This is a genomic window from Anaerococcus groningensis, from assembly GCF_046365465.1.
Lineage (GTDB): Bacteria > Bacillota > Clostridia > Tissierellales > Peptoniphilaceae > Anaerococcus > Anaerococcus groningensis.
Map to the genome: position 1 here is coordinate 102,149 of NZ_JBGMEG010000004.1, position 20,157 is coordinate 122,305.

At 34.2% G+C, this 20,157-nt stretch carries 20 protein-coding genes; 4 read left to right on the top strand and 16 right to left on the bottom strand.

Annotated features, from left to right (window positions below; all coding sequences use genetic code 11):
• Positions 1-217 precede the first annotated feature (217 nt).
• From prdB to prdC, 5 genes are all read right to left on the bottom strand, one after another.
• The gene (prdB, locus tag AB9Q04_RS03630) at positions 218-934 is read right to left on the bottom strand and encodes a D-proline reductase (dithiol) protein PrdB (RefSeq protein ID WP_410024018.1); all 717 of its coding nucleotides are present in this window, start codon (positions 932-934) and stop codon (positions 218-220) included.
• Positions 934-1,170: a CBO2463/CBO2479 domain-containing protein gene (locus tag AB9Q04_RS03635; RefSeq protein WP_394010930.1), complete on the bottom strand. Its 237-nt coding sequence runs from the start codon at positions 1,168-1,170 to the stop codon at positions 934-936. The genes prdB and AB9Q04_RS03635 overlap by 1 nt, the downstream gene beginning before the upstream one ends.
• The gene (prdA, locus tag AB9Q04_RS03640) at positions 1,163-3,100 is read right to left on the bottom strand and encodes a D-proline reductase (dithiol) proprotein PrdA (RefSeq protein WP_410024019.1); all 1,938 of its coding nucleotides are present in this window, start codon (positions 3,098-3,100) and stop codon (positions 1,163-1,165) included. Before prdA ends, AB9Q04_RS03635 begins: the two co-directional genes overlap by 8 nt.
• Before the next feature lie 127 nt (positions 3,101-3,227).
• A complete protein-coding gene (locus AB9Q04_RS03645) occupies positions 3,228-3,650 on the bottom strand; it encodes a hypothetical protein (RefSeq protein ID WP_410024020.1) in 423 nt (140 codons plus the stop codon).
• Between the two features lie 10 nt (positions 3,651-3,660).
• On the bottom strand, positions 3,661-4,965 hold the full coding sequence (gene prdC, locus AB9Q04_RS03650; protein WP_410024021.1) for a proline reductase-associated electron transfer protein PrdC: 1,305 nt from the start codon (positions 4,963-4,965) through the stop codon (positions 3,661-3,663).
• Positions 4,966-5,438: 473 nt separating this feature from the next.
• On the opposite strand from prdC, the gene AB9Q04_RS03655 reads away from it, so the two are divergent.
• Positions 5,439-8,108 carry a cation-translocating P-type ATPase gene (locus AB9Q04_RS03655; RefSeq protein ID WP_410024022.1) on the top strand — a complete coding sequence of 890 codons (2,670 nt, stop codon included), beginning with the start codon at positions 5,439-5,441 and terminating at the stop codon, positions 8,106-8,108.
• Between the two features lie 42 nt (positions 8,109-8,150).
• On the opposite strand, the gene AB9Q04_RS03660 is transcribed toward AB9Q04_RS03655, so the two are convergent.
• The 5 genes from AB9Q04_RS03660 to AB9Q04_RS03680 form a co-directional block, all read right to left on the bottom strand.
• On the bottom strand, positions 8,151-8,333 hold the full coding sequence (locus AB9Q04_RS03660) for a hypothetical protein (RefSeq protein WP_410024023.1): 183 nt from the start codon (positions 8,331-8,333) through the stop codon (positions 8,151-8,153).
• A 10-nt stretch (positions 8,334-8,343) separates the two neighbouring features.
• Complete coding sequence (locus tag AB9Q04_RS03665) at positions 8,344-9,267, bottom strand: nucleoside hydrolase (RefSeq protein WP_410024024.1); 924 nt, start codon at positions 9,265-9,267, stop codon at positions 8,344-8,346.
• A 76-nt stretch (positions 9,268-9,343) separates the two neighbouring features.
• The gene (locus tag AB9Q04_RS03670; protein ID WP_410024025.1) at positions 9,344-10,096 is read right to left on the bottom strand and encodes a hypothetical protein; all 753 of its coding nucleotides are present in this window, start codon (positions 10,094-10,096) and stop codon (positions 9,344-9,346) included.
• A gap of 49 nt (positions 10,097-10,145) precedes the next feature.
• The gene (locus AB9Q04_RS03675) at positions 10,146-10,706 is read right to left on the bottom strand and encodes a chromate transporter (protein ID WP_410024026.1); all 561 of its coding nucleotides are present in this window, start codon (positions 10,704-10,706) and stop codon (positions 10,146-10,148) included.
• Positions 10,699-11,238: a chromate transporter gene (locus AB9Q04_RS03680; RefSeq protein WP_410024027.1), complete on the bottom strand. Its 540-nt coding sequence runs from the start codon at positions 11,236-11,238 to the stop codon at positions 10,699-10,701. The genes AB9Q04_RS03675 and AB9Q04_RS03680 overlap by 8 nt, the downstream gene beginning before the upstream one ends.
• Positions 11,239-11,376: 138 nt before the next feature.
• Between AB9Q04_RS03680 and AB9Q04_RS03685 the strand changes: the two genes are divergently transcribed.
• From AB9Q04_RS03685 to AB9Q04_RS03695, 3 genes are read left to right on the top strand one after another with little or no spacing between them, the layout of a single operon-like run.
• Positions 11,377-11,829, top strand: coding sequence for a hypothetical protein (locus AB9Q04_RS03685; RefSeq protein ID WP_410024028.1), 453 nt, complete (start codon positions 11,377-11,379; stop codon positions 11,827-11,829).
• Positions 11,822-12,796: a CehA/McbA family metallohydrolase gene (locus tag AB9Q04_RS03690; RefSeq protein WP_410024029.1), complete on the top strand. Its 975-nt coding sequence runs from the start codon at positions 11,822-11,824 to the stop codon at positions 12,794-12,796. The genes AB9Q04_RS03685 and AB9Q04_RS03690 overlap by 8 nt, the downstream gene beginning before the upstream one ends.
• A gap of 10 nt (positions 12,797-12,806) precedes the next feature.
• Entirely contained in the window at positions 12,807-13,466 is a 660-nt protein-coding gene (locus AB9Q04_RS03695; RefSeq protein ID WP_410024030.1) for an HAD family hydrolase, read from the top strand.
• A 104-nt stretch (positions 13,467-13,570) separates the two neighbouring features.
• Here AB9Q04_RS03695 and AB9Q04_RS03700 read toward each other — a convergent pair whose 3' ends face one another.
• The 6 genes from AB9Q04_RS03700 to AB9Q04_RS03725 form a co-directional block, all read right to left on the bottom strand.
• Positions 13,571-14,932, bottom strand: coding sequence for a class II fumarate hydratase (locus AB9Q04_RS03700; RefSeq protein ID WP_410024031.1), 1,362 nt, complete (start codon positions 14,930-14,932; stop codon positions 13,571-13,573).
• 9 nt (positions 14,933-14,941) lie between these two features.
• Positions 14,942-16,354 (bottom strand): aspartate ammonia-lyase, encoded by a 1,413-nt coding sequence (locus AB9Q04_RS03705; RefSeq protein WP_410024032.1) that lies wholly within the window; start codon positions 16,352-16,354, stop codon positions 14,942-14,944.
• Between the two features lie 132 nt (positions 16,355-16,486).
• Entirely contained in the window at positions 16,487-17,464 is a 978-nt protein-coding gene (locus AB9Q04_RS03710; protein WP_410024033.1) for a metallophosphoesterase, read from the bottom strand.
• On the bottom strand, positions 17,452-18,501 hold the full coding sequence (locus AB9Q04_RS03715) for an ABC transporter ATP-binding protein (RefSeq protein ID WP_410024034.1): 1,050 nt from the start codon (positions 18,499-18,501) through the stop codon (positions 17,452-17,454). Before AB9Q04_RS03715 ends, AB9Q04_RS03710 begins: the two co-directional genes overlap by 13 nt.
• Positions 18,501-19,292 (bottom strand): ABC transporter permease, encoded by a 792-nt coding sequence (locus AB9Q04_RS03720; protein ID WP_410024035.1) that lies wholly within the window; start codon positions 19,290-19,292, stop codon positions 18,501-18,503. The genes AB9Q04_RS03715 and AB9Q04_RS03720 overlap by 1 nt, the downstream gene beginning before the upstream one ends.
• Positions 19,292-20,143, bottom strand: a complete 852-nt coding sequence (locus AB9Q04_RS03725) for an ABC transporter permease (protein WP_410024036.1) — start codon at positions 20,141-20,143, stop codon at positions 19,292-19,294. Before AB9Q04_RS03725 ends, AB9Q04_RS03720 begins: the two co-directional genes overlap by 1 nt.
• Positions 20,144-20,157: the final 14 nt, after the last annotated feature.

Here is a 20,157-nt window from a genome sequence, read left to right on the forward strand (position 1 = left end):
GCTTGTTGAGATTAATAGGAAAAGCTTAAAATGATTTGCCAACAAGCTTTATATATTTGTATATAAGTAAACGATTTTTTCTACGTCTAGATTGACTCTTAGAATATTTTTTATCAATCGAGGGTAAATTTTTTTGTATTGTGCATTATAAAAAGTGAATAGAAAGGGAGACTTTTGCCTCCCTTATTCCCTTATAAGCTAGATTTATTGCTTAAACCTAGATTGATGCCTCATATTCGTAAGGTAGTGGAACAATGTGTCCTGGGCTATCTAGTGTTTCTAGAAGCTCTAAACTTTCTTTTACGATTGCTGTTTGCATTTCTACGTTGTGTGGTTCACCAGCGTTAGCACCCATTGGAACTCTTGGAGCAGATACTCTTGGAGCACCATTTTGTCTAGCTACTGGAGGTAAAGCTGCGATTAATACTGTTGCTATACCAGCTTCTTCAATTGCTCTCTGCAAAATCACGGCAGAGCGGTGGCAAGTACCTCAGCCAGCAGTTAGTATAGCAGCGTCTACATTCTCATCTAAAAGTCTTTGAGCGATTTCTGGTCCTACTTCTTCTGTGAAGACTTGTACGTTTCCACCACCACCCATTGTACCAAAGTTTTCTGGTGCAACAGCTCCAATAAATCCTTCATCTGCTAATTCTCTTAATCTATCTATTGGGAACATACAGTTGATATCACGGTTAACGTCTGAGTTATCGTATCCACCGTGTGATACCATCATATCTTCTGTTTTTCCATCACCAGGAATAATTCTGTAAGATGTATCTCCAGCTAGATTAAATCTTTTATCACTTTTCATATGAACACCAGCACAAGTAACAAGTGCTACTGTCATTTCAGATAAATCTTTTGTAACTTCAGCCCAAACTGGATCTGGAGTAATAGGTACAAAGATTTCTGATTTTAAACCTTTTACAGCCATTAATTATTCTCCTTTTCTTCGTATTCTTCAATTACTTCTGGATAAGTTAACATTACCCCTACAATATCGCCTACTTTTGCAGGTCTATCACTAATTATCATTCTCTTTGGTATGTGTAGTTCCCCGAGCCTACCAAAAAATGATATATGAACTCCCCCATCGGAGACATCCATTATAGTGCCTTGTAGGTAATTTAAATTACCCATTGGGTCATCATAAGTTTGATTCTTAGACATCTGTTGGATCGAAATCGTCTGCTTCGTAGATTTCTTTACGTTTTTTACTCATTTTTAGAGAAGTTTCGTTTGGAACTAGTTCGATTGTTTGACCAGTTTGTTCTTCGATAGCTTTAATATTTGCTTCTTTAACATCTGGTGTCCATTTTCTGTTTGGTTCTTCGATTTCTTCTCCTTCAATCTTAGCTCTTAGCATTTCAAGTGCTCTTATTGCATCTTCTTCTGCTAATGTATTGTTTTCTAAGATTTCGTTTTCGATACCTTGACGAGATTTGTTATTATCAATCATTGCATTCATGTGTTCGTTACCAACTACTAGTTGTCCTTGAACCGCTGAGTATGTCATACCAACTACTGGTACTCCACGTCTACCAATTTGATCAATGTGGCTTGCAAAGTCGATGTGGTTGTTACCAAATCCTTCTGTTGTAACAACTGCACCTTCTAAGTCCATTGTATCAATTGCTGTTCCTAGGAATCTTGACACATATGTTTTATCTGTGTTTGCTTGAGGAGATCCTACTAGCATTACACCACAAACATCATAGTCTGGATCTTCTAGAGCTTTTAGTACAAGTGGTTCTCTAAAGTAGTGTCTTGATGTTTCTTTTGAAGCTGGTCCTATACATGTTAATGCGTGGATAACACCATCTAGTACTTGAAGTGGGTTTACAATTACTGGTACGTTTCCTAAGTCTACGTTAGCTTTTGCTCCTTCAGTACCTACTGGTTCTGTTGGCCAGATGTAGTTATCGTGCATCGCACCTTGTCCCATGATTTCTTTTACTAAAAGAATTTTGTGTTTACCTGGGTGACGAACGTGTTCAAATTCATCTACTCTATCGATTGCTGATTCTTCTAAGTCTTTAAGAGCGTTTCTGATTTCTTGAGTAATAATATCTGTTGCTCTGTGTGCTGACATTGGTCCTGGTCTTTCCATGTTTGTACCAGCTTTGATTGTAACGTCAGTTTTGATTAGGATATCTCCATCATCTGGTGATCCTGGTCTGTTAAACATAATGTTTCTGTCCATTTCACCTTCTGAAGAACCGAATTCACCGATTTGTACACCATTTGCATCTGTACCTGTTACTACGATTACAGCACCTTCAACAAGTCTTGTTGTTCCTTCACCAAGTTCTGCCCCATCTAATTTTGTTGCAATTGGTTGAACGTCCATGATTGTGTTTGAGTATTCACCGTAGTTATCTGGTGTGATGATGTCAAGTTTCACATCTACTACTAATTTTTCTGAATCAATAGCTTTTTGAATTAAACTTTCATCAATTGTAATTACACCATTTTCAACTTTAGTTTCATCACCCAGTTTAACTTCATTAATCTTAACTATTTCTCTCTTTAGTAGATTTTTTTTTATGTCATCTTCGCTAACTGCTGGTGTGCTTGTGCTACCATCTACTTCTGATGGGTTTGCTACTAAAAGATCGCTATCGTTTGAAGCTACTTGTGTTGCACCATTTTGAGCTGCTGATAATGGAATTTCAAGGTTGATGTTTTTACCTTCTCCAATGTGGATTTTAACAACACCATTACCTAGTTTTGGTGCAAATGCATTTCCTGCTTCTACTCCTGCGTTAGCTTGGTTTGCAGATGCAGTTTGTGTTTCTGCTACACTTACTTCTTCAGCTGCTTCTTCATCTTCCTCGCTTGATGCTTCTTTAAAGTCATCTGTATTAGCTGGTGTTAAAGCTGTAAGTGAGTCTGCTGTTTCATTTAGTGTAGCTCCAATAACTTGTCCGATTGTTAGTGTGTCTTCTGGGATTTCAAGAATGCCCATATCAACCATTTCATCAAATAATGATGGATCTTCTAAGTTATCTGCGGAAAGCACTGTTCCTGCTTCTGCTCTACAGCAAAGAACAGCAACATCATCTTTATGCTTTTCAGCCATTTCTTGTGTTAGTGACATACGTCCTCCTTAGAAATATATTTATAAATAGATACTAAAAATACCTATCTATTTACTGTAATTATACTATACCTTAGGTATATAAACAATATTTTAACTATATTTTATAATTATGGAAATAAGTAAATTAGAATTCAAATTCTAATCTTATATCCTTACCTTCTTCTATATAAATAACAAAGCCATTGCTTGTTGATTCGCTAAAGTCAAAGCTTACATCTACATCTTCACTTGTTGTAGCATCAATTGCTTCTTCATTTGATACTTCAGCTTTTGTTTCATCTGCTGCGCTTACAACCTTAGATGTATCTACTATTTCTGGTGTGATAGCTGTAAGTCCTTCTGTAAGTTCTTTTACTGTTGCTCCTAAAACTTCACCTATAGTAAGTGTATTTTCAGGAATTTCAATTAATCCTAAGTCGATTAATTGATCAAACATTGCTGGATCTTCTAAAAGTGCTTCTGTTATTTCTGTTCCTTCTACTGATCTTAGAGCTAAAACAGCTTTTTTATCAAGATTTGCTTGAATTTGTTCATGTGTTAATGCCATATTTGCTCCTTTATTTCATTGCTCTTGTTCTTTCCATGCCCATGGAGTCTTTTGCATGGTCTGTAGCATGGTGCATTTCCACTGGGATATTTGCAACGTTTGCTGCTACTGTGTTAGAACAATCTGTACAGTGACCAATTAGGATATCTTTTGCACCATTTTTATAAAGGTTTAATACTTTACTTGCTTGGCCTGGGCAGATACCTGGGTTTTTACATTTTAATACGCCTGGTTTTACTTCAATAGCGTTTTTGCAAGTTTCATATCCTACTAGGTCTTCTTCTTTAACACCCATCATCTCTGCAATGTGAAGTAGTCTTTCTTTGTTTGGTCCACATGCACAACGGATGATACCAAGTTTTTCTACTTGTTCACATTGATCAGCTACGATGATACCACCAACTGTTTTTGAAAGAATTTCTTCTTCAAGCATAGTGTGACCTGTGTATGGTCCACCAATGATGATTTCACCAGCATTTTCACGAACTCCACCAAACTCTTCGATGATGTCAGAAAGAATTGTACCGATTGGGTATGTTCTTACTTCGTATTCGTTTTCACCTAAATTATTTAGGTTACCTGCTACTGTCATCATTTTATCAATAAGTGGTTTGCCTTCTTCATATGCTTCATAAACGGCAATAACTGTTTCAGAGTTCATAACAACTGCATCAGCAACATTTGGTAGGTCTGTTACGCCTAGTAGTTGGTTTAATACATCTCTGATGATTGCACGTTCTTCCCCAACTGGGTACATATTTCTTAGTGGGAAAACTCTAATGTCATCGATGTTGTTTTCTTTTAGAAGTTTTGTTAATGCTTTAATTTCTTCTGTGTGAATAATCTTCATGGCAATAAATGCCATTTTTGCATTAATACTTTCTTTAGCAAGTTTTACAGCATCAATAAGTTTTTGTGGGTTTTCTTTTATTTGGGCAATGTTATGCTCAAGGATAGGTTCACATTCTGATGCGTTGATTAATAGGTATCCTTCGCCTTTTAGGTCAGAATTTAATTTTACATAAGTAGGAAATCCTGCCCCACCAAGACCGATAATACCAGCTTCTCTTGCTACATCAGCTAGGCTTCCTTTTGCATCCATTTTTATATATTCTTTATTATCATCTGTTTTTTCTATGTAGATAGCTTCATCAGTAACTTTGCTAACCTTACCATTTACAGATGAATAAATAGGTACTGATAATTGTTCAGGGTCAAAGTCAGCAATTTTTTGGCCTCTTTTAACCTCATCACCGTCATTTACGATAGGTGAAGCAGGAGCACCAATACCCATTCTTAGGTTAAATTTTAACATATATACTCCTTTTACTTTAATTCAGTAAACTAAAACACATTCATGATTGTGAATTTTTGATAAAGACGTCTCTCTATCTATAATAATAGTATGGTTTTTTAACGAAAAAGTCAAGCGCTTGCATACGTTTGCTTTATTTAAATATAGGCAAGTATCTTTGCAAATAAAACTTCTTAAAAGTTATCTAGGTAATGTTTTTTAAAGATTTTTATCAATGTTTTTATATATTTATCTACCATGTATAAAAGTATCATTATTTATATAAAAGTGTTATTGTTTTTAAATTTATTGTTGTATTTTTAGAAAATCTAGCTTATAATGAAAGTAGCAAAAGGGAGTAGCCCAATTATTTAATCGTCAAAACGAATTTTTCATTCCGGTTAAATAAACCCTCATACGGTGGCAAGACTTTTGGCAGTTATTGCCAAAAGTCTTTTTTATTACCATTTTGCAAAAATATTTTAGGAGGAAATATGGACTACCAAGGTTCCAAAAAGGAATTATTAAACAGATTAAATTCTGACCCAAAAACTGGTCTTTCCTCTAGTGAAGTAGAAGCTCGTTTGGAAAAATACGGTCCAAATAGAATTGAGTCATCAAATAAAAGATCTTTACTAGAAAAACTAAAAGACCAATTAGTAGACCCTATGGTTATATTGCTTATAGTAGCATCAATCATTTCAGCTTTTACAGGTGATACAGTTGAAGCTATTATTATTATTGCAATAGTAGTTATAAATGCTATTATGAGTATCTACCAAGAAGGTCAGGCAGAAGATAGTGTAGCTGCCCTACAAAAAATGAGCAGCCCTGAAGCAACTGTCTTACGTGATGGAAAAAGAGGAAAGGTAAAAGCTGATGGGCTAGTACCTGGAGATATAGTTATACTTGAAACAGGAGATATTATCCCAGCTGATATTAGACTACTTGATTCAAGAAACTTACAAATTGATGAGTCATCTTTAACTGGTGAGTCAGTAGCTGTAGAAAAAGATGCGGATGCAGTTTATGATACAGAAGTTGGTATAGGAGATCGTAGCAACTCAGCATTTTCTTCATCTATAGTAACATATGGTCACGGTGAAGGAGTAATAACTGCAACAGGTCATGATACAGAAATCGGTCATATTGCAACAAGTCTTGATTCTGTAGAAGATAAGGAAACACCACTTCAAAGACAATTAAAAGACTTATCCAAAAAACTTGCAATTCTTGTAATTGTAGTTTGTGCCTTAGTTTTTATTGTAGGCTACTTTAGAAGTAATATGTCAATACTTGAAAACTTTATGGTTGCAGTTTCTCTTGCAGTTGCTGCTATCCCAGAAGGTCTAACAGCAGTAGTTACAATTGTTTTATCAATTGGTATGAACCGTATGGTTGAGAAAAAAGCTATTGTTAAAAACCTAGTTTCTGTAGAGACATTAGGTTCTACAACAGCCATTTGTTCAGATAAAACTGGTACTCTTACCCAAAATGAGATGACCATTACAAAAGTATTTACAGACTTTAAAGAGTTTGATGTAGAAGGTTCTGGATATGCCCCACAAGGTGACATAAAACTAGATGGGGAAACTATAAAAGACCATAACCAAATCAAACTTCTAATGACTGTAGCATCCTTATCAAATGATGCAAACCTAATAGAAAATAATGGCCAATACGAAATAACAGGAGATCCTACTGAAGGTGCTATGCTTACCCTTGCTGAAAAATGGGGCATTGTTCAAGAAGATTTAAATGAAGCTCATCCAAGAATAGATGAAATCCCATTTGACTCTGATAGAAAAATGATGACAACCTTCCACGAAATGGATGGAACATACTATGCCATGACCAAGGGTGCTCCAGATATTATGATTAATAACTCAAGTAAAATCATGATTGATGGCAAACTAGAAGATTTTACAGAAGATATGAAAAGACAAGTTTTAGAAGAAAATACTAAACTTGCCAAACAAGCCCTACGTGTTATGGCTTACTCCTTTAAACCATATGAAACTCTAGAAGGTGAGGATCTTACAACAGAAAATATCGAACGCGAAATGGTATTTGTAGGTCTAACAGGTATGATTGACCCACCAAGACCAGAAGCAAGAGCTGCAGTTGCTGAATGTCACAACTCAGGTATCGATGTAATCATGATAACTGGGGACTACTTTGAAACTGCCCTTGCCATTGCCAAAGACCTAGGCATTGCAGAGCGCGAAGACCAAGCTATGCAAGGATCTGATTTAAATAACAAATCAGAAGAAGAAATTAGAGAAATTGTAAAGACAAAAAGAATCTTTGCCAGAGTTTCTCCACAAAATAAGGTGCAATTAGTAAATGCCCTTCAAGCCAATGGCAATGTTGTTGCCATGACAGGAGATGGAGTAAACGATGCTCCAGCTATTAAAAATGCTGACATCGGTATATCAATGGGTATTACAGGAACTGATGTTGCCAAAGATACTGCAGATATGATTCTAGTAGATGATAACTTTGCTACAATAGTAAATGCGGTTGAAGAAGGAAGAGTAATCTTCTCAAACATCAAAAAATTTGTTGGATTCCTACTTTCTTGTAATATTGCCGAAGTTTTAATAGTATTTTTATCAATCCTATTTGGACTTCCAAGCCCACTTACACCAATCCAACTACTTTGGTTAAACCTAGTAACAGATGCTTTCCCTGCACTTGCTCTAGGGGTAGAGCCAGCAGAAGCTGATATCATGGAACGTGACCCACGTGATCCAAGCGAATCTATTTTATCTGGAGAAACTGGTAAAAATGTAATATTGCAATCAATTGCTATTACATTTTCAGTGCTTGCAGCCTATATTATAGGGTTAAATTACATCTTCCCTAACAATATAGAAGGTGCCCACACAATGGTATTTGCAACACTTATTACAAGTGAGCTTTTAAGAGCATTTTCTGTAAGAAGTGAAAGATATACATTAAGAGAACTAGGTTGGTTTAGCAACAAAAACCTATTAAAAGCAAACCTATTATCCTTTGCCCTACTACTATTAGTTATGTACGTACCACCAATTAGAAGACTTTTTGAGCTTCAATTTATAAGCTGGGAATGGTTAATAATAATCCCATTATCCTTCCTACCACTTATAATTGGAGAAATCAGAAAAAGAGTTGGAAGATAATAAAAAACAAAACCTAAGCCAAATGGCTTAGGTTTTTTTGCTTTATAAATTATTTTTATCCCTGAATAAGTTTAAGGCCAGTAAAATTTCTGCTATACCTAGGATAATTAAAATTATAGCAGACCATTTTGCTTCTGGATAGGATAGGTTCCTAATTCCTTGGGCTATAAATATAACCCCTAGTAGAAAGTACACTACAAATTTAAGCTTATTACCTGCCTTCATAAATTTCTCCTTATAATAAAACATCCATAAAAATTTCCTTAAATTTATCTATATCAATATCAGAAACAAAGTTTATATTTTTATAAGCAGTAGAATGTGCTCTTAAATCTGCCACTGTCATGCCACGAGTAAAGTCTCCCTTAGTTTCTACATCCATGTGGACCATCTGGCTTTTAAAAATTTCTGGATTTGTATGATACATTACCGCCAGTGTATCGTGCATAAAGGTTGTGTAGTTTTCTTCAGCTCCTGCTTGGTCTATTCTTATATCCATAACAGCTGATAGGATCTCATTTATTTTCTTATCTGAGTTTTTAAATTCATTATGCATATCTATATCATAAGAAGTTTTTGTCGTAACATTTAAACCTAACATATTTATTTTTATGCCACTAGCAAATACTATGGTTGCAGCTTCTGGATCGGCAAAAATATTAAATTCGGCGGTGGGTGTTACATTTCCCATGCCAATTGCTCCACCCATTATTGTAATTTCTCTTATTTTTTCTTTTAGGTCAGGTCGGGCTAGTATTAAGCTTGCAATGTTTGTAAGGGGATCTACTGCGATTATTAGAGTCTTATCATTTGCTTCTAAAACTTCTGCCATAGCCTTTATTGCAGATTTATCTTCTAATTTTTTAAGCTCATTATCAGCAAATTCATAGCCTAAAAGTCCATTTTCTCCGTGAAAGCCCTCTGCTAAAATTTGTTTACCTAAAATTGGTTTCTCAAGGCCCTTATAAATCGGAATCTCCCAATCCATAGCTTTTGCTAAGCCTTGTAAGTTTCTTGTGGTGTGGAAGAGCTTTACATTACCTGCAACTGATGAGAGCATTTTTACATCAAAAATATCGCTTTTGTTTAAAAAACTAAGGGCAAAGGCATCATCTATGCCCGGATCTGTGTCAAATATTGTAGGTATTTTTTCTATCATCTCTAATCTCCTCTTTATAAATTTTATCAAAATAAAAGACGGAAGTCTTCCCGTCTTTTATGAAAGTGCTTACATATTAATAAACAAAAGTTTTCCAAACTACATCTTCGCTTGGACTATAAATAATTGGACCAAAGGCATGGTCTACTATAACTTCCCTACCTTGTGGTGGTGACACCGGATTTATTTGATTTTCTAGGGCTGTACCCTCTCTATCATAAGGGGGTATATGAGCCCCATCTAAATAAACTGTAAACTCATCCCCTACCTTTAGTTGTTTAGTAAAATCAACATAGGCTTTTTGTGGGATTTCACTATCTACACCAGGTTCTGAGGTAATATTAAGCTCTTTTAATTTTAATTTGTAGGTTAGTTGGTTGATTTGCTCAACATATTCAAATTGACCCTCATAGGTGCTGGCGTGTTGTTCTTGAAGCTGTCCCTCTCTAGAAACCTCATCTAGGCCAGCATCATATCCGTCTGCCTCTTTGGTGGCAAAATATTCTCCCGTAAATTTACCATCTTTTCCAAAATCAATGGTTGTGTATATTTGAGGACTATCTTCAAACATACTATGAAGGCTTTCACCATCTAGGGCCTTAAATACAGCAACACCCTCTTCTAGCTGGTCTCTTAAAACTTCTTCTTTTATATCTTTATGTTCTTCTAGCTCTTCTTCTATAGTATCCTTATTTAATTTTGGCTCAGGATTTATAATTTCTTCTCTTTTTAACTGACTTTCTTCTTTATCATCTACCTTATCAGCAGCTTGGTTACCACACGCTGTTAGCACCACAAGAGCTGATAATAATAATAATTTATTTTTCATTTATTCTCCTTAAGACTTATATAAATATATTATGCCCTCAAATTAGTATTTATAAACTAAATATTACTCCAACTAAAGCACTTACGCAAATAATTGCAAGCGGATGGACTTTTTTAAACCTAATTAATACAAAAAGATAAATACCAAAAAATGTAAGAGGCAGCACCCTTATAAGATCAAATAAATTTCCACTTTGTTTAAATAAGGGAATATTAAAAAGAGTTAGGGCTATAACTGAGCTCATGGCTCCAAGGATTAATCCCGCAGTTGCTGGACGGATGGTTTCAAACATATCATGGACTACCTTTGATGATTTAAACTTTGCCATTGCCCTTGCAATTATTAAAGTAATTATAATAGGTCCTGTAATAAGGGCAAGGGTTGCTAAAATTGCTCCACCTACTCCATAAGATTTAAAGCCAGCAAAGGTAGAAAGATTTATACCAATGGCTCCCGGTGTGGATTCTGAAACTGCTATCATATCTAAGAGGTCTTCTTCACTAAACCAGCCAAAGGCCTTGGCCATTTCTTGTAAAAATGGAATAGTGGCCATGCCCCCACCTATGGCAAAGATTCCAGTTTTAAAAAATTCCCAAATTAATCTAAGCATTTTTATCCACCCTTCCTAGTAGAATTCCAAGGACACCCACACTTATGACAATAATAACTGGGGATATTTGTAAAAATCCTATAACAACAAAAGTCAGTAAAAATATCGCAAATTTAAGTGGTGTCTTAGCATTTTTCTTTACCATTTTTAAAACTGAATAAAAAACTAAGGCAGAAACTCCTACTCTAATACCGGCAAAGGCATGCTGAATCCAGGTGATGTGGCTAAAAGCCTGTAAAAAATTAGCAATAATTAAAATAATAATTATAGATGGAGTGATAAAACCTAAAGAGGCAATGATCCCTCCCAAATTTCCCGCTTGAGAATAACCGCAAAAAGTTGCAGTATTTACTGCAATAATACCCGGTGTCGACTGGCCAATTGCATAATAATCCAATATTTCTTCACGACTGGCCCACTTTTTATTATCCACTACCTCTCGCTCCAAAAGTGGCAGCATGGCATAGCCACCACCAAAGGTAAATAGACCAATTTTAGCAAAGGTAAGGTACAAATCAACTAATATATGCAAAATAAACTCCTTAATCATTTTTATATTTAAAGTATAGCACAAAAGCCTTGTTAATTTAGATTTTACATAAAAATTACACTAGCCTAATAGTCTTTTTTTATAATCACTATTGATATGTAAAAATAAAAGGATACTTAAATGCTAATTATAGATGAAAATTTAAATTTAAATAAGGAAGATAGCCTAACCCACAGGCGCTTTCCCTTTGTGCTTGATAAAAAATTTGATAGATTAATCATTAAGCTTTCATATTCGCCAACCCTAGTGCCGGATGACGAAAAGATTGACCCCTTAAAAGAAGCAGTTAATAAATATCTGCAAGATAGTATTTATACTGACACGGATCACGCTAGCACTCTTGATGCAAATGTAGAAAATTTTCTAACAACCAGTCTTTTTTATGAGGGTAAATTTGTAGGTGCTTATCACAATAAGGTAAATGACCAAGAGATCACAGTCAGCAAAGATTATTCTTCCCGCGGCTATAAAAAATTTGATGTAAGCCCTGGATCTTATGAGTTTGTCCTATCCATGCACTCTTGTAATAGCAAGGTTATTGCAAAAATTTCCTTGGAGGCCATAGATGAGTAAATTAGAATATTATCCAGTCTTACTCCACTCCCACTCTCACCATTCTGATGGGCACTTAACCCCAGAAGAGGTAGTAAGAAATGCCAAAGACTTTGGTTACAAGGCTATGTTTTTAACAGACCACAATACGGATGCAGGAGTTGATGAAATTTATGAAAGAGGTTTTGATAAAGACATTCTCCCAGTTTTTCATGGGGTAGAATGGACTACATTTTTTGGTCACATGTTGATTTTAGGAGCCCATGATGCAGGAAATTATACCAAGGCAACTCTTAGCAATATGGAAGCTTGTATAGATGAAATTCGAGAAAAAAATCCAGACACAGTATTTTCCATAAACCACCCCTTTGATATGGGCAATCCAATATGCACCGGCTGCCATTTTGAATTTAATATAAAGGATTACTCAAAATTTTCTTACCTAGAGCTAATAAATGGTGAAAATTCTGAAAATAGCAAATCCACAATACTTGCCTATAGGTTTTGGAAAAAACTTTTAAATGATGGTTATAAATTAGCAGCCCTTGGAGGACGTGACTGGCATGTAAAATCAAAGGATGATGATACAGTGCCTATTAATATGGTGGGTATAGAGGGTGAGATAAACGAAAAAAATACTTTACGTGCTATAAAAAACGCCAATACTTACCTTACTTATGGACCTATATTTACTTATAATTTTAATAAAGCAGATCTTGGAGATATGATAAATGAAGAAGAATTTACTGGAACCATCAGCATTAAAGAAGGTTCTTTTAAAAACACCAAGTATATAGGGGCGATTGCTAGAAAAATCCTTATTTATAACAATAATCAGATAGTTTTTGAAAAAGAAATTAGCTATGGTAAAAACATCGACTTTATTATAAATCCTAAAAAAGGGTATTTAAGATTTGAAGTCCTTGGAAACTTAAATGATAAGGAAAATATTAGACTAGTGACAACTTCCCCGATTTTTGTAAATTAAAGGAGAAAAAATGAAATTATTATTTGATTGTGACGGGACAATCCTTGATTCTATGCATATTTGGGTAGATCCAATTAATGAAGTATTTGAAAAATATGGTTTTAGACTTGATACCCTTAGCAAGGAAGAAAAGGGCAAGATAGAAGCCCTACCCCTAGAAGGCATGTGCGAATTTATAGCAAATGAAATGGCAACAGATATGACCACAGAAGAAGTTAGAGAATATTTTGATGAGATTATCCATGATGGCTACAAAAATTCCTTGCTGCCAAAAGATGGAGCCCTTAAAAAGCTAGAAGAACTTTACGAAAAAGGCTATGAAATGGCTATAGCTTCATCAACAGATTCAATTTATTTAAAACTTGCCTTTGAAAGATTAAATATAGACAAGTACTTTAGCTTTTTAACCACACCTGATTTGACTGACTTCAAAAAATCAGACAAAGAATATTGGCAATACGCTATCGATCAGTTTGGAGTAGATGCAAGCGAAGTTATTTTATATGATGATGCCCTATACGCAATAAAGGCTGCAAATAACCTAGGCATTAATACCTGCGGAGTAAAAGATTTTCCATATAATGAAAATGAATGGGAAGATATAAAAGAAAATGCTAGCTTATACCTAGATGGTATTTGGGAAATAGATGCTGATAATCTGCTAGGATAAATAAAATTAAAAGATACCGGGTATTCGGTATCTTTTTTTTAATATTAATATAATTTTTAAACTTATCTTTTAGTAAGAGCATGGTTGAATAATAAAGATACATTCTAAACCATTTTAGAAGGGTCAATCAAGCTATCAAATTCATCTTCATCTAAAAACCCTAATTGCCCATTAGCTTCTTTTAAAGTAAGCCCCTTATCAAAGGCATATTTTGCAAGTTCACTGGCCTTATCATAGCCGATTTTTGGGGATAAGGCTGTAACAAGCATCAGAGAATTTTCTAGATTTTTTTCTATATTTTCTTTATTTACTCCTAGTCCTTCCAGTAAATTTTTATTAAAACTTCTTAAAGACTTGGCTAATAAATTTATAGATTGGTCCATATTATAAATTATTAGTGGCATGTAGGTATTTAACTGTAATTGTCCTTGGCTGTTAGCCATGGAAATTGCAAAATCATTGGCCATTACTTGGATACAAACCATGGTTAGTGACTCAATCTGAGTTGGATTAACCTTGCCCGGCATAATAGATGATCCAGGCTCATTAGCCGGAATATTAAGCTCGTTTATCCCACTTCTTGGTCCACAAGATAAAAATCTTATGTCATTTGCAATTTTATATAGGTCTGTCGCTAAGGTTTTGATATCTCCGTGGCTAGCTACTAGGATTGATTTACTAGATAATTGATAAAACATATTAGTATCAGCAATAAATTCTGTATCAAGTAAATTTGATAATTCCAAAGCTACATTTTCTCCAAATTTATTAGATGCATTTAATCCAGTCCCTACCGCAGTCCCGCCAATGGCTAGCTTTCTTAAGGAATTGCTAGTATTTTTTAATATATTATAATCATGTTCTAGCATTGCTCTCCAAGCAGAAATTTCTTGGGATTGTCTTATAGGGGTTGCATCTTGCAAGTGGGTACGCCCTGTTTTTATAATGTCAAATTCATCTTCTTTTTTGCATAAAGTTTCAATAGTTTCCTCTATGGCTGGGAATAAATTCTCTGTAATATTTAAAAAACTTGCTACATGCATGGCTGTTGGAAAAACATCATTGGATGACTGGCTCATGTTTACATGATCGTTTGGGTGGATGATATCTTCCCCTGCCTTTTTGTTGGCTATGTGAGCAATTACCTCATTTACATTCATATTTGTTTGGGTACCAGAACCTGTTTGCCACACAGTCAATGGGAACTGGTCATCATAATTGCCTAGTAAGATTTGATTGCAAGCATAGTTGATTAAATCTTTTTTCTTATCAGTAAGTTTGCCCTCATCATTATTTACCTTGGCTGCAGCCTTTTTGACATTTACTAGGGCCATTAATAATGATTTTGGTATGGTCTCACTTTCTTTCGGGAAATTTTCAATAGATCTTTGGGTTTGGGCACCCCATAGGGCATTAATTGGTACTTCAATTTCTCCTAGGGAATCTTTTTCAATTCTATTTTTCATTATTACCTCTTAAATTAAATCTTTTTCACCTAGTATTCCGGGTTCTATCATCTTTTTTAAGTCTAAAATATTATCTAATTCATCATCTGATAAAAGATTTTCATCTAGGACTATATCTCTTATATTTTCACCAGTTTTTAGGGCTCTTTTAGCAATCTTAGATGATCTCTCATAGCCTATATGAGGGGCAAGGGCCGTTACTAGTCCAACACTTTTTTCCACTTGATCCTTTAATTTTTCCTTATTAGCAATTATATTATCAATACAATTTACTCTTAGAGTATAGATAGCCCCCTTTAAAGTTTTTAAGGATTCAAATAATTTGTAAAAAATTACAGGTTCAAAGGCATTTAACTCTAGTTGTCCTGCCTCAACTGCCATGGTCACAGTAACATCATTGCCTATAACTAAAAAGGCAACTTGGTTTACCACTTCTGGGATGACAGGATTTACCTTGCCTGGCATTATAGATGATCCAGCTTGTTTGGCAGGTAATTTTATATCAAAAATCCCAGCTTGAGGACCAGAACTCATTAATCTTAAATCATTAGAAATTTTTGAAAGACTAGCTGCAAAGGTTTTTAAAACAGATGAGGCAAAAAGAATAGCGTCTAGATTTTGAGTACCATCCACCAAGTCCTCACTTTGTTTTAAATTAAGGCCAGTAACTTCAGCCAATACATCAACTACTTCATCCACATACTTCTTATCTGCATTTAAACTAGTCCCAATAGCAGTCCCACCTAGGTTTACAAAATATAAGTCCTCTACTACTCCTTCAAATCTTTTTACATCGCGGGATAGTACTTTGGCATAAGCGGCAAATTCTTGGCCTAGACTCATAGGGATAGCATCTTGTAATTGGGTCCTGCCCATTTTGTAGACATCTGAAAATTCGTCAGCTTTTTTGTTTAAAGAATCTATAAGTTGCTTAGTTTCTGCTATTAACTCTTTAAAATATCTAATTAAAGCAATTTTCCCGCTAGTAGGTATAACATCGTTGGTTGATTGGCCCTTATTTACATGGTCATTTGGATGAATTATCTTATATTCACCAAGCTTACCTCCAAGGCTTACTTCCGCTATGTTTGCAATAACTTCATTGGCATTCATATTAAAAGAAGTTCCAGCCCCACCTTGGATAGGGTCTACTATAAAGCTTTCTCGATTTTGACCAGCAAGAAGTTTTTGACTAGCTTTTACAATTGCATCAGCCTCTTTGTCTGATAAAAGCCCAATTTTCCCATTTTCTATAGCGCAGGCTTTTTTTACCTCAAGGATGGCATCTATAAATTTTTCATCCATGCCAAGGCCACTTATATTAAAATTCTCAAAAGCCCTTTGGCTATTAGCCCCATATAAGGCATTTTTTTCTATATTAATCTCACCTAGAGAATCATGTTCTATCCTATAATCAGTCATACTGAATACCTCCATAGGATAATTATATAATATAGGCCCAATCTTACAAGCAAGTGAGAAGAAGGTTTTTATTTAAAAAATAACAAAGAAAAAGAGCTGAGATAATATCACTCAACCCCTTTTTTAAAACACTTAAATTTTTTCAAAAAATATAATTTCCGTAGATATTTGATCGCTCTTAGCATCTAGATTTATTACCCTAGCACCCTTTTTGTTTCCATAAGAATTATATCCGCTTGATTGTCCATAAACTAAATGGATACCTTTGTAGATACTATCAAAGCTATTATCATGGTCATGACCAACAAACATTCCCCATGCATTTGATTTTAAGATTTCAGTAAAAAATCCACTGTTTAGTTCAGGAGAACAAACCCCGTATTCTGGTATAATCTTATTTTTAAGATCGGACGTAGGTTTACCATCTAAATCTTGACTTTTTTCCAACCACTCTAGATTTTGGGCAATGGATTCTTTAAATTCTCCAGAAATTATATTTTCACTTGCCTGCCAATATTCAGGTAAGGGTATATGTTGGAAAATTAAATCACTCTTGCTGCTTCCAGTGTGCCCATATTTTTTATTAACTTCATTAAACCATGATATCTGATCATGATTTATCCAAGCATAATAGCTATACTCAGGTTTTTCATAGTCACCCGAATCTATCATAAAAATTAGATTTTTAATATCATCATCTGCATCTTTTATTTCTATGACATAATTTTCTCTATCATTAATTAAGTAAATTTCATTTTTTTCTGCATGACAATTTAATTTTTCATCACACATGTTTCTTAAGTCATCTCGGCTTATCTGATCTTCGCTATCATGGTTACCAAATGTAATTGCTACTGGATATGCCAACTCATTTAAAAAATTTATAAAATATTCAAAACTTTCTTCTGGATTATTTACACCATATTTTTTTGAAGAATCAATAATGTCACCGCTGTATACAACTAAGTCAGGGCTTTCTTTATCAAGCGTTCTTTTAATATTTTCATAAGTTTTCTTATCATTATCATTAGAATTGACACCCGCCAAATGTAAATCGGTGAATTGAATTATTTTAAATTTATTATCTTGATTATATTTTAAGCTTGCCATTTATTACCCGCTTTGCTACTGGTAGTTTTTCCAACTAAAATTAGTTCGTCTTTATAAAGATAAATTTTAATGTTTTCTCCATCTTTGATTTTATTAGAAGTTTTATTTAACTGATCTGCTATTAGATGAGTTCCATTTACATCTAAATAGTATCTAATAATAGACCCATTCATAGATGATCTTAAAATTTTTGCATCAAACTCATAAAAAGGAGTATTAGTATCATAAATTTTTGTCATTATTGTCTCAGGTCTTATAGCAATTAAGTTATCTAATTCTAGTCTATCACCACTAATTCTTTCAAATTCTTCAGGCGTTAATAGGTTATGGTTGCCTACAAATCCTGCTACAAAGTTTGTGCTTGGAGATTCATAAATATCTATTGGTGAACCTTCTTGAACAACTTTACCTTTTTCCATTACAAAAATTTTCTCACTCATAACCATAGCTTCCTCTTGATCGTGAGTTACTAGAATTACTGTTATTTTTAATTCCTCTTGAAGTTCTTTAATAAGTTCTCTAAGTTCCACCCTAATTTTAGCATCTAGAGCTGATAGAGGTTCATCAAGAAATAAGGCTTTGGGCTCAGTCACTAAAGCTCTTGCAAGGGCAACCCTTTGTTGTTGTCCCCCTGATAGATTTTGAGGATAAGCATCTTCTTTACCTGCTAAACCAACCCTTTTAATCATTTCCCTAGACTTTTGTTTGGATGCTTCTTTATCATCACCTCTAATATCTAAACCAAAAGCTACATTCTCTAAAACAGTTAGATTAGGAAAAAGAGCATAATTTTGAAAAACCATACCTACATTTCTATCTTTTGTAGGTAAATTTGTAACATTTACCCCGTCTATATATATTTCGCCACCTTGGATATCTTCTAGTCCTGCAATAGACCTTAAAAGAGTAGATTTTCCTGATCCTGATGCCCCAAGTAGAGTATTTAAGGTTCCTTCCTCCATTCGGCAGCTTAAATCTGGAATTACTAAATTTTTACCATAGGCTTTTTTTAAGTTTTTAACTTCAATAAATGCCATTATACATTTTCCCCTTTTTTTCTTGTAACTTTATCAGATAAGTTTAAACCTATAATTGTCATTATTGTTACTATTACGAAGTAGCTTACTACAATTGCAGATGTATAATATCCATTTCTATTCATATTTTGCCTTAAGAACATCTGGATATTCGAAAATGAACCACCAACCAACAGGTTTAAAATACCAAATTCACCAAATAAGGTTGCAAATCTAAATAAAGAAGATGCAACAATTCCACTGGTTATATTTGGCAGAATTACCTTAAAAAATGATCTTGTCTTTGATGCACCTAAAATCTCTGATGATTCCATAAGAGTTCTAGCATTTATTGCTTTAAGGGAATTTCTCGTACCTATTTGAATCATAGGAAGGCCTCCTACTATGTAAGATCCTATTACAAATATAAGCATAGGAATTCCAGTTGATGAATAAGCACTCATCAAACTCATGGCAGAAATAATAGCTGGCACTGAAAAACTGAGTAAAACTAACATGTCTAATACCCATAAATATTTTTGGTAATATACGTATAATAAAAATACCGTTGGTACAACTAGTATTAAGGATCCTAATGTACCTATTGCTGCTAGGAATATTGTTCTTAGCATCGCGTTTACAAAGTTCTGGTCTGCAAATAATTCTTTATACCAATCTAGGGTAAGTGCTTTTGGCAAAACAGTAAAGGTCCACTCTGAAGAGAATGAATATAAAAATGTTCCTAGTAGAGGTATTAAAAGGAATAATAAAAGTATTGCAATTAATATCCTATCAATAAATTTTCTTCCCATTATGCCATTCTCCTAGTTCTTTGGGTGATTTTATTTCCTATAACCATATTAATTACTAATATTATTCCAAGTACAACAGATAAAGCTGATCCCACCTCTGGTAGGGCAAATATATCCCCAGATATAGTGTTTGCTATATTTATAGAAATCATATTTACACTTGAGCCTGTAAGAGCAATCGCTGTGTCATAGGTACCTATAGCATTTACAAACATTAGTACCAAAACATTTATGAAGCTAGGCATTAGAATTGGCAATCCTACCTTCTTCCAAAACTGAGCATTTGTAGCTCCTAAAACTGCTGCAGCTTCTCTCCAATTTTTATCAATTATATCGTAAACTGGCATGAGAAGAGTGATTCCTAAAGGGATTTGAAAGTATACAAATGCAATCAAAAGCCCTTTTATAGAGTACACACTAAAGTTATCCCAAAATCCCCAACCTAGATTTTGATCAAGAATTCTTAAAATACCAGCATTGCCTAGTAAAATAATTAAACCAAAAGCTAGAGGAACCCCAACATAGTTTGCAGTTAAGTTAGCCAGTGATAAAAACCAGTTTTTAAGCCTTGGAAAGTTAAAATATATTATAAATGTTGCAATTACAGTTATTAGTAAACCTAATAAACTTGAGTAAATAGAAAGTAAAATAGAGTTTTTAAACCCACTTATATATTGTCTTTCAGAAAATATCCTAGCATAGTTTCCTAAAGTAAAAGTTCCTGTAGAGTGGTCTGTAAAGCTTAGCTTTATCATAACTATTAGCGGATATATTAATATAGCTACAATTATCAAGGCAAAGATAGCTGCGATTACATAAAAGAAAGCTAGATCTTTGTTATTCTTTTTCATAGATACTCAATCAT

Bases quoted from the DNA above. Each gene is read 5' to 3' on its own strand.
- AB9Q04_RS03635 (WP_394010930.1), bottom strand. From the start codon at position 1,170: ATGTCTAAGAATCAAACTTATGATGACCCAATGGGTAATTTAAATTAC.
- prdA (WP_410024019.1), bottom strand. From the start codon at position 3,100: ATGTCACTAACACAAGAAATGGCTGAAAAGCATAAAGATGATGTTGCT.
- AB9Q04_RS03645 (WP_410024020.1), bottom strand. From the start codon at position 3,650: ATGGCATTAACACATGAACAAATTCAAGCAAATCTTGATAAAAAAGCT.
- prdC (WP_410024021.1), bottom strand. From the start codon at position 4,965: ATGTTAAAATTTAACCTAAGAATGGGTATTGGTGCTCCTGCTTCACCT.
- AB9Q04_RS03655 (WP_410024022.1), top strand. From the start codon at position 5,439: ATGGACTACCAAGGTTCCAAAAAGGAATTATTAAACAGATTAAATTCT.
- AB9Q04_RS03660 (WP_410024023.1), bottom strand. From the start codon at position 8,333: ATGAAGGCAGGTAATAAGCTTAAATTTGTAGTGTACTTTCTACTAGGG.
- AB9Q04_RS03665 (WP_410024024.1), bottom strand. From the start codon at position 9,267: ATGATAGAAAAAATACCTACAATATTTGACACAGATCCGGGCATAGAT.
- AB9Q04_RS03670 (WP_410024025.1), bottom strand. From the start codon at position 10,096: ATGAAAAATAAATTATTATTATTATCAGCTCTTGTGGTGCTAACAGCG.
- AB9Q04_RS03675 (WP_410024026.1), bottom strand. From the start codon at position 10,706: ATGCTTAGATTAATTTGGGAATTTTTTAAAACTGGAATCTTTGCCATA.
- AB9Q04_RS03685 (WP_410024028.1), top strand. From the start codon at position 11,377: ATGCTAATTATAGATGAAAATTTAAATTTAAATAAGGAAGATAGCCTA.
- AB9Q04_RS03690 (WP_410024029.1), top strand. From the start codon at position 11,822: ATGAGTAAATTAGAATATTATCCAGTCTTACTCCACTCCCACTCTCAC.
- AB9Q04_RS03695 (WP_410024030.1), top strand. From the start codon at position 12,807: ATGAAATTATTATTTGATTGTGACGGGACAATCCTTGATTCTATGCAT.
- AB9Q04_RS03700 (WP_410024031.1), bottom strand. From the start codon at position 14,932: ATGAAAAATAGAATTGAAAAAGATTCCCTAGGAGAAATTGAAGTACCA.
- AB9Q04_RS03705 (WP_410024032.1), bottom strand. From the start codon at position 16,354: ATGACTGATTATAGGATAGAACATGATTCTCTAGGTGAGATTAATATA.
- AB9Q04_RS03710 (WP_410024033.1), bottom strand. From the start codon at position 17,464: ATGGCAAGCTTAAAATATAATCAAGATAATAAATTTAAAATAATTCAA.
- AB9Q04_RS03715 (WP_410024034.1), bottom strand. From the start codon at position 18,501: ATGGCATTTATTGAAGTTAAAAACTTAAAAAAAGCCTATGGTAAAAAT.
- AB9Q04_RS03720 (WP_410024035.1), bottom strand. From the start codon at position 19,292: ATGGGAAGAAAATTTATTGATAGGATATTAATTGCAATACTTTTATTA.
- AB9Q04_RS03725 (WP_410024036.1), bottom strand. From the start codon at position 20,143: ATGAAAAAGAATAACAAAGATCTAGCTTTCTTTTATGTAATCGCAGCT.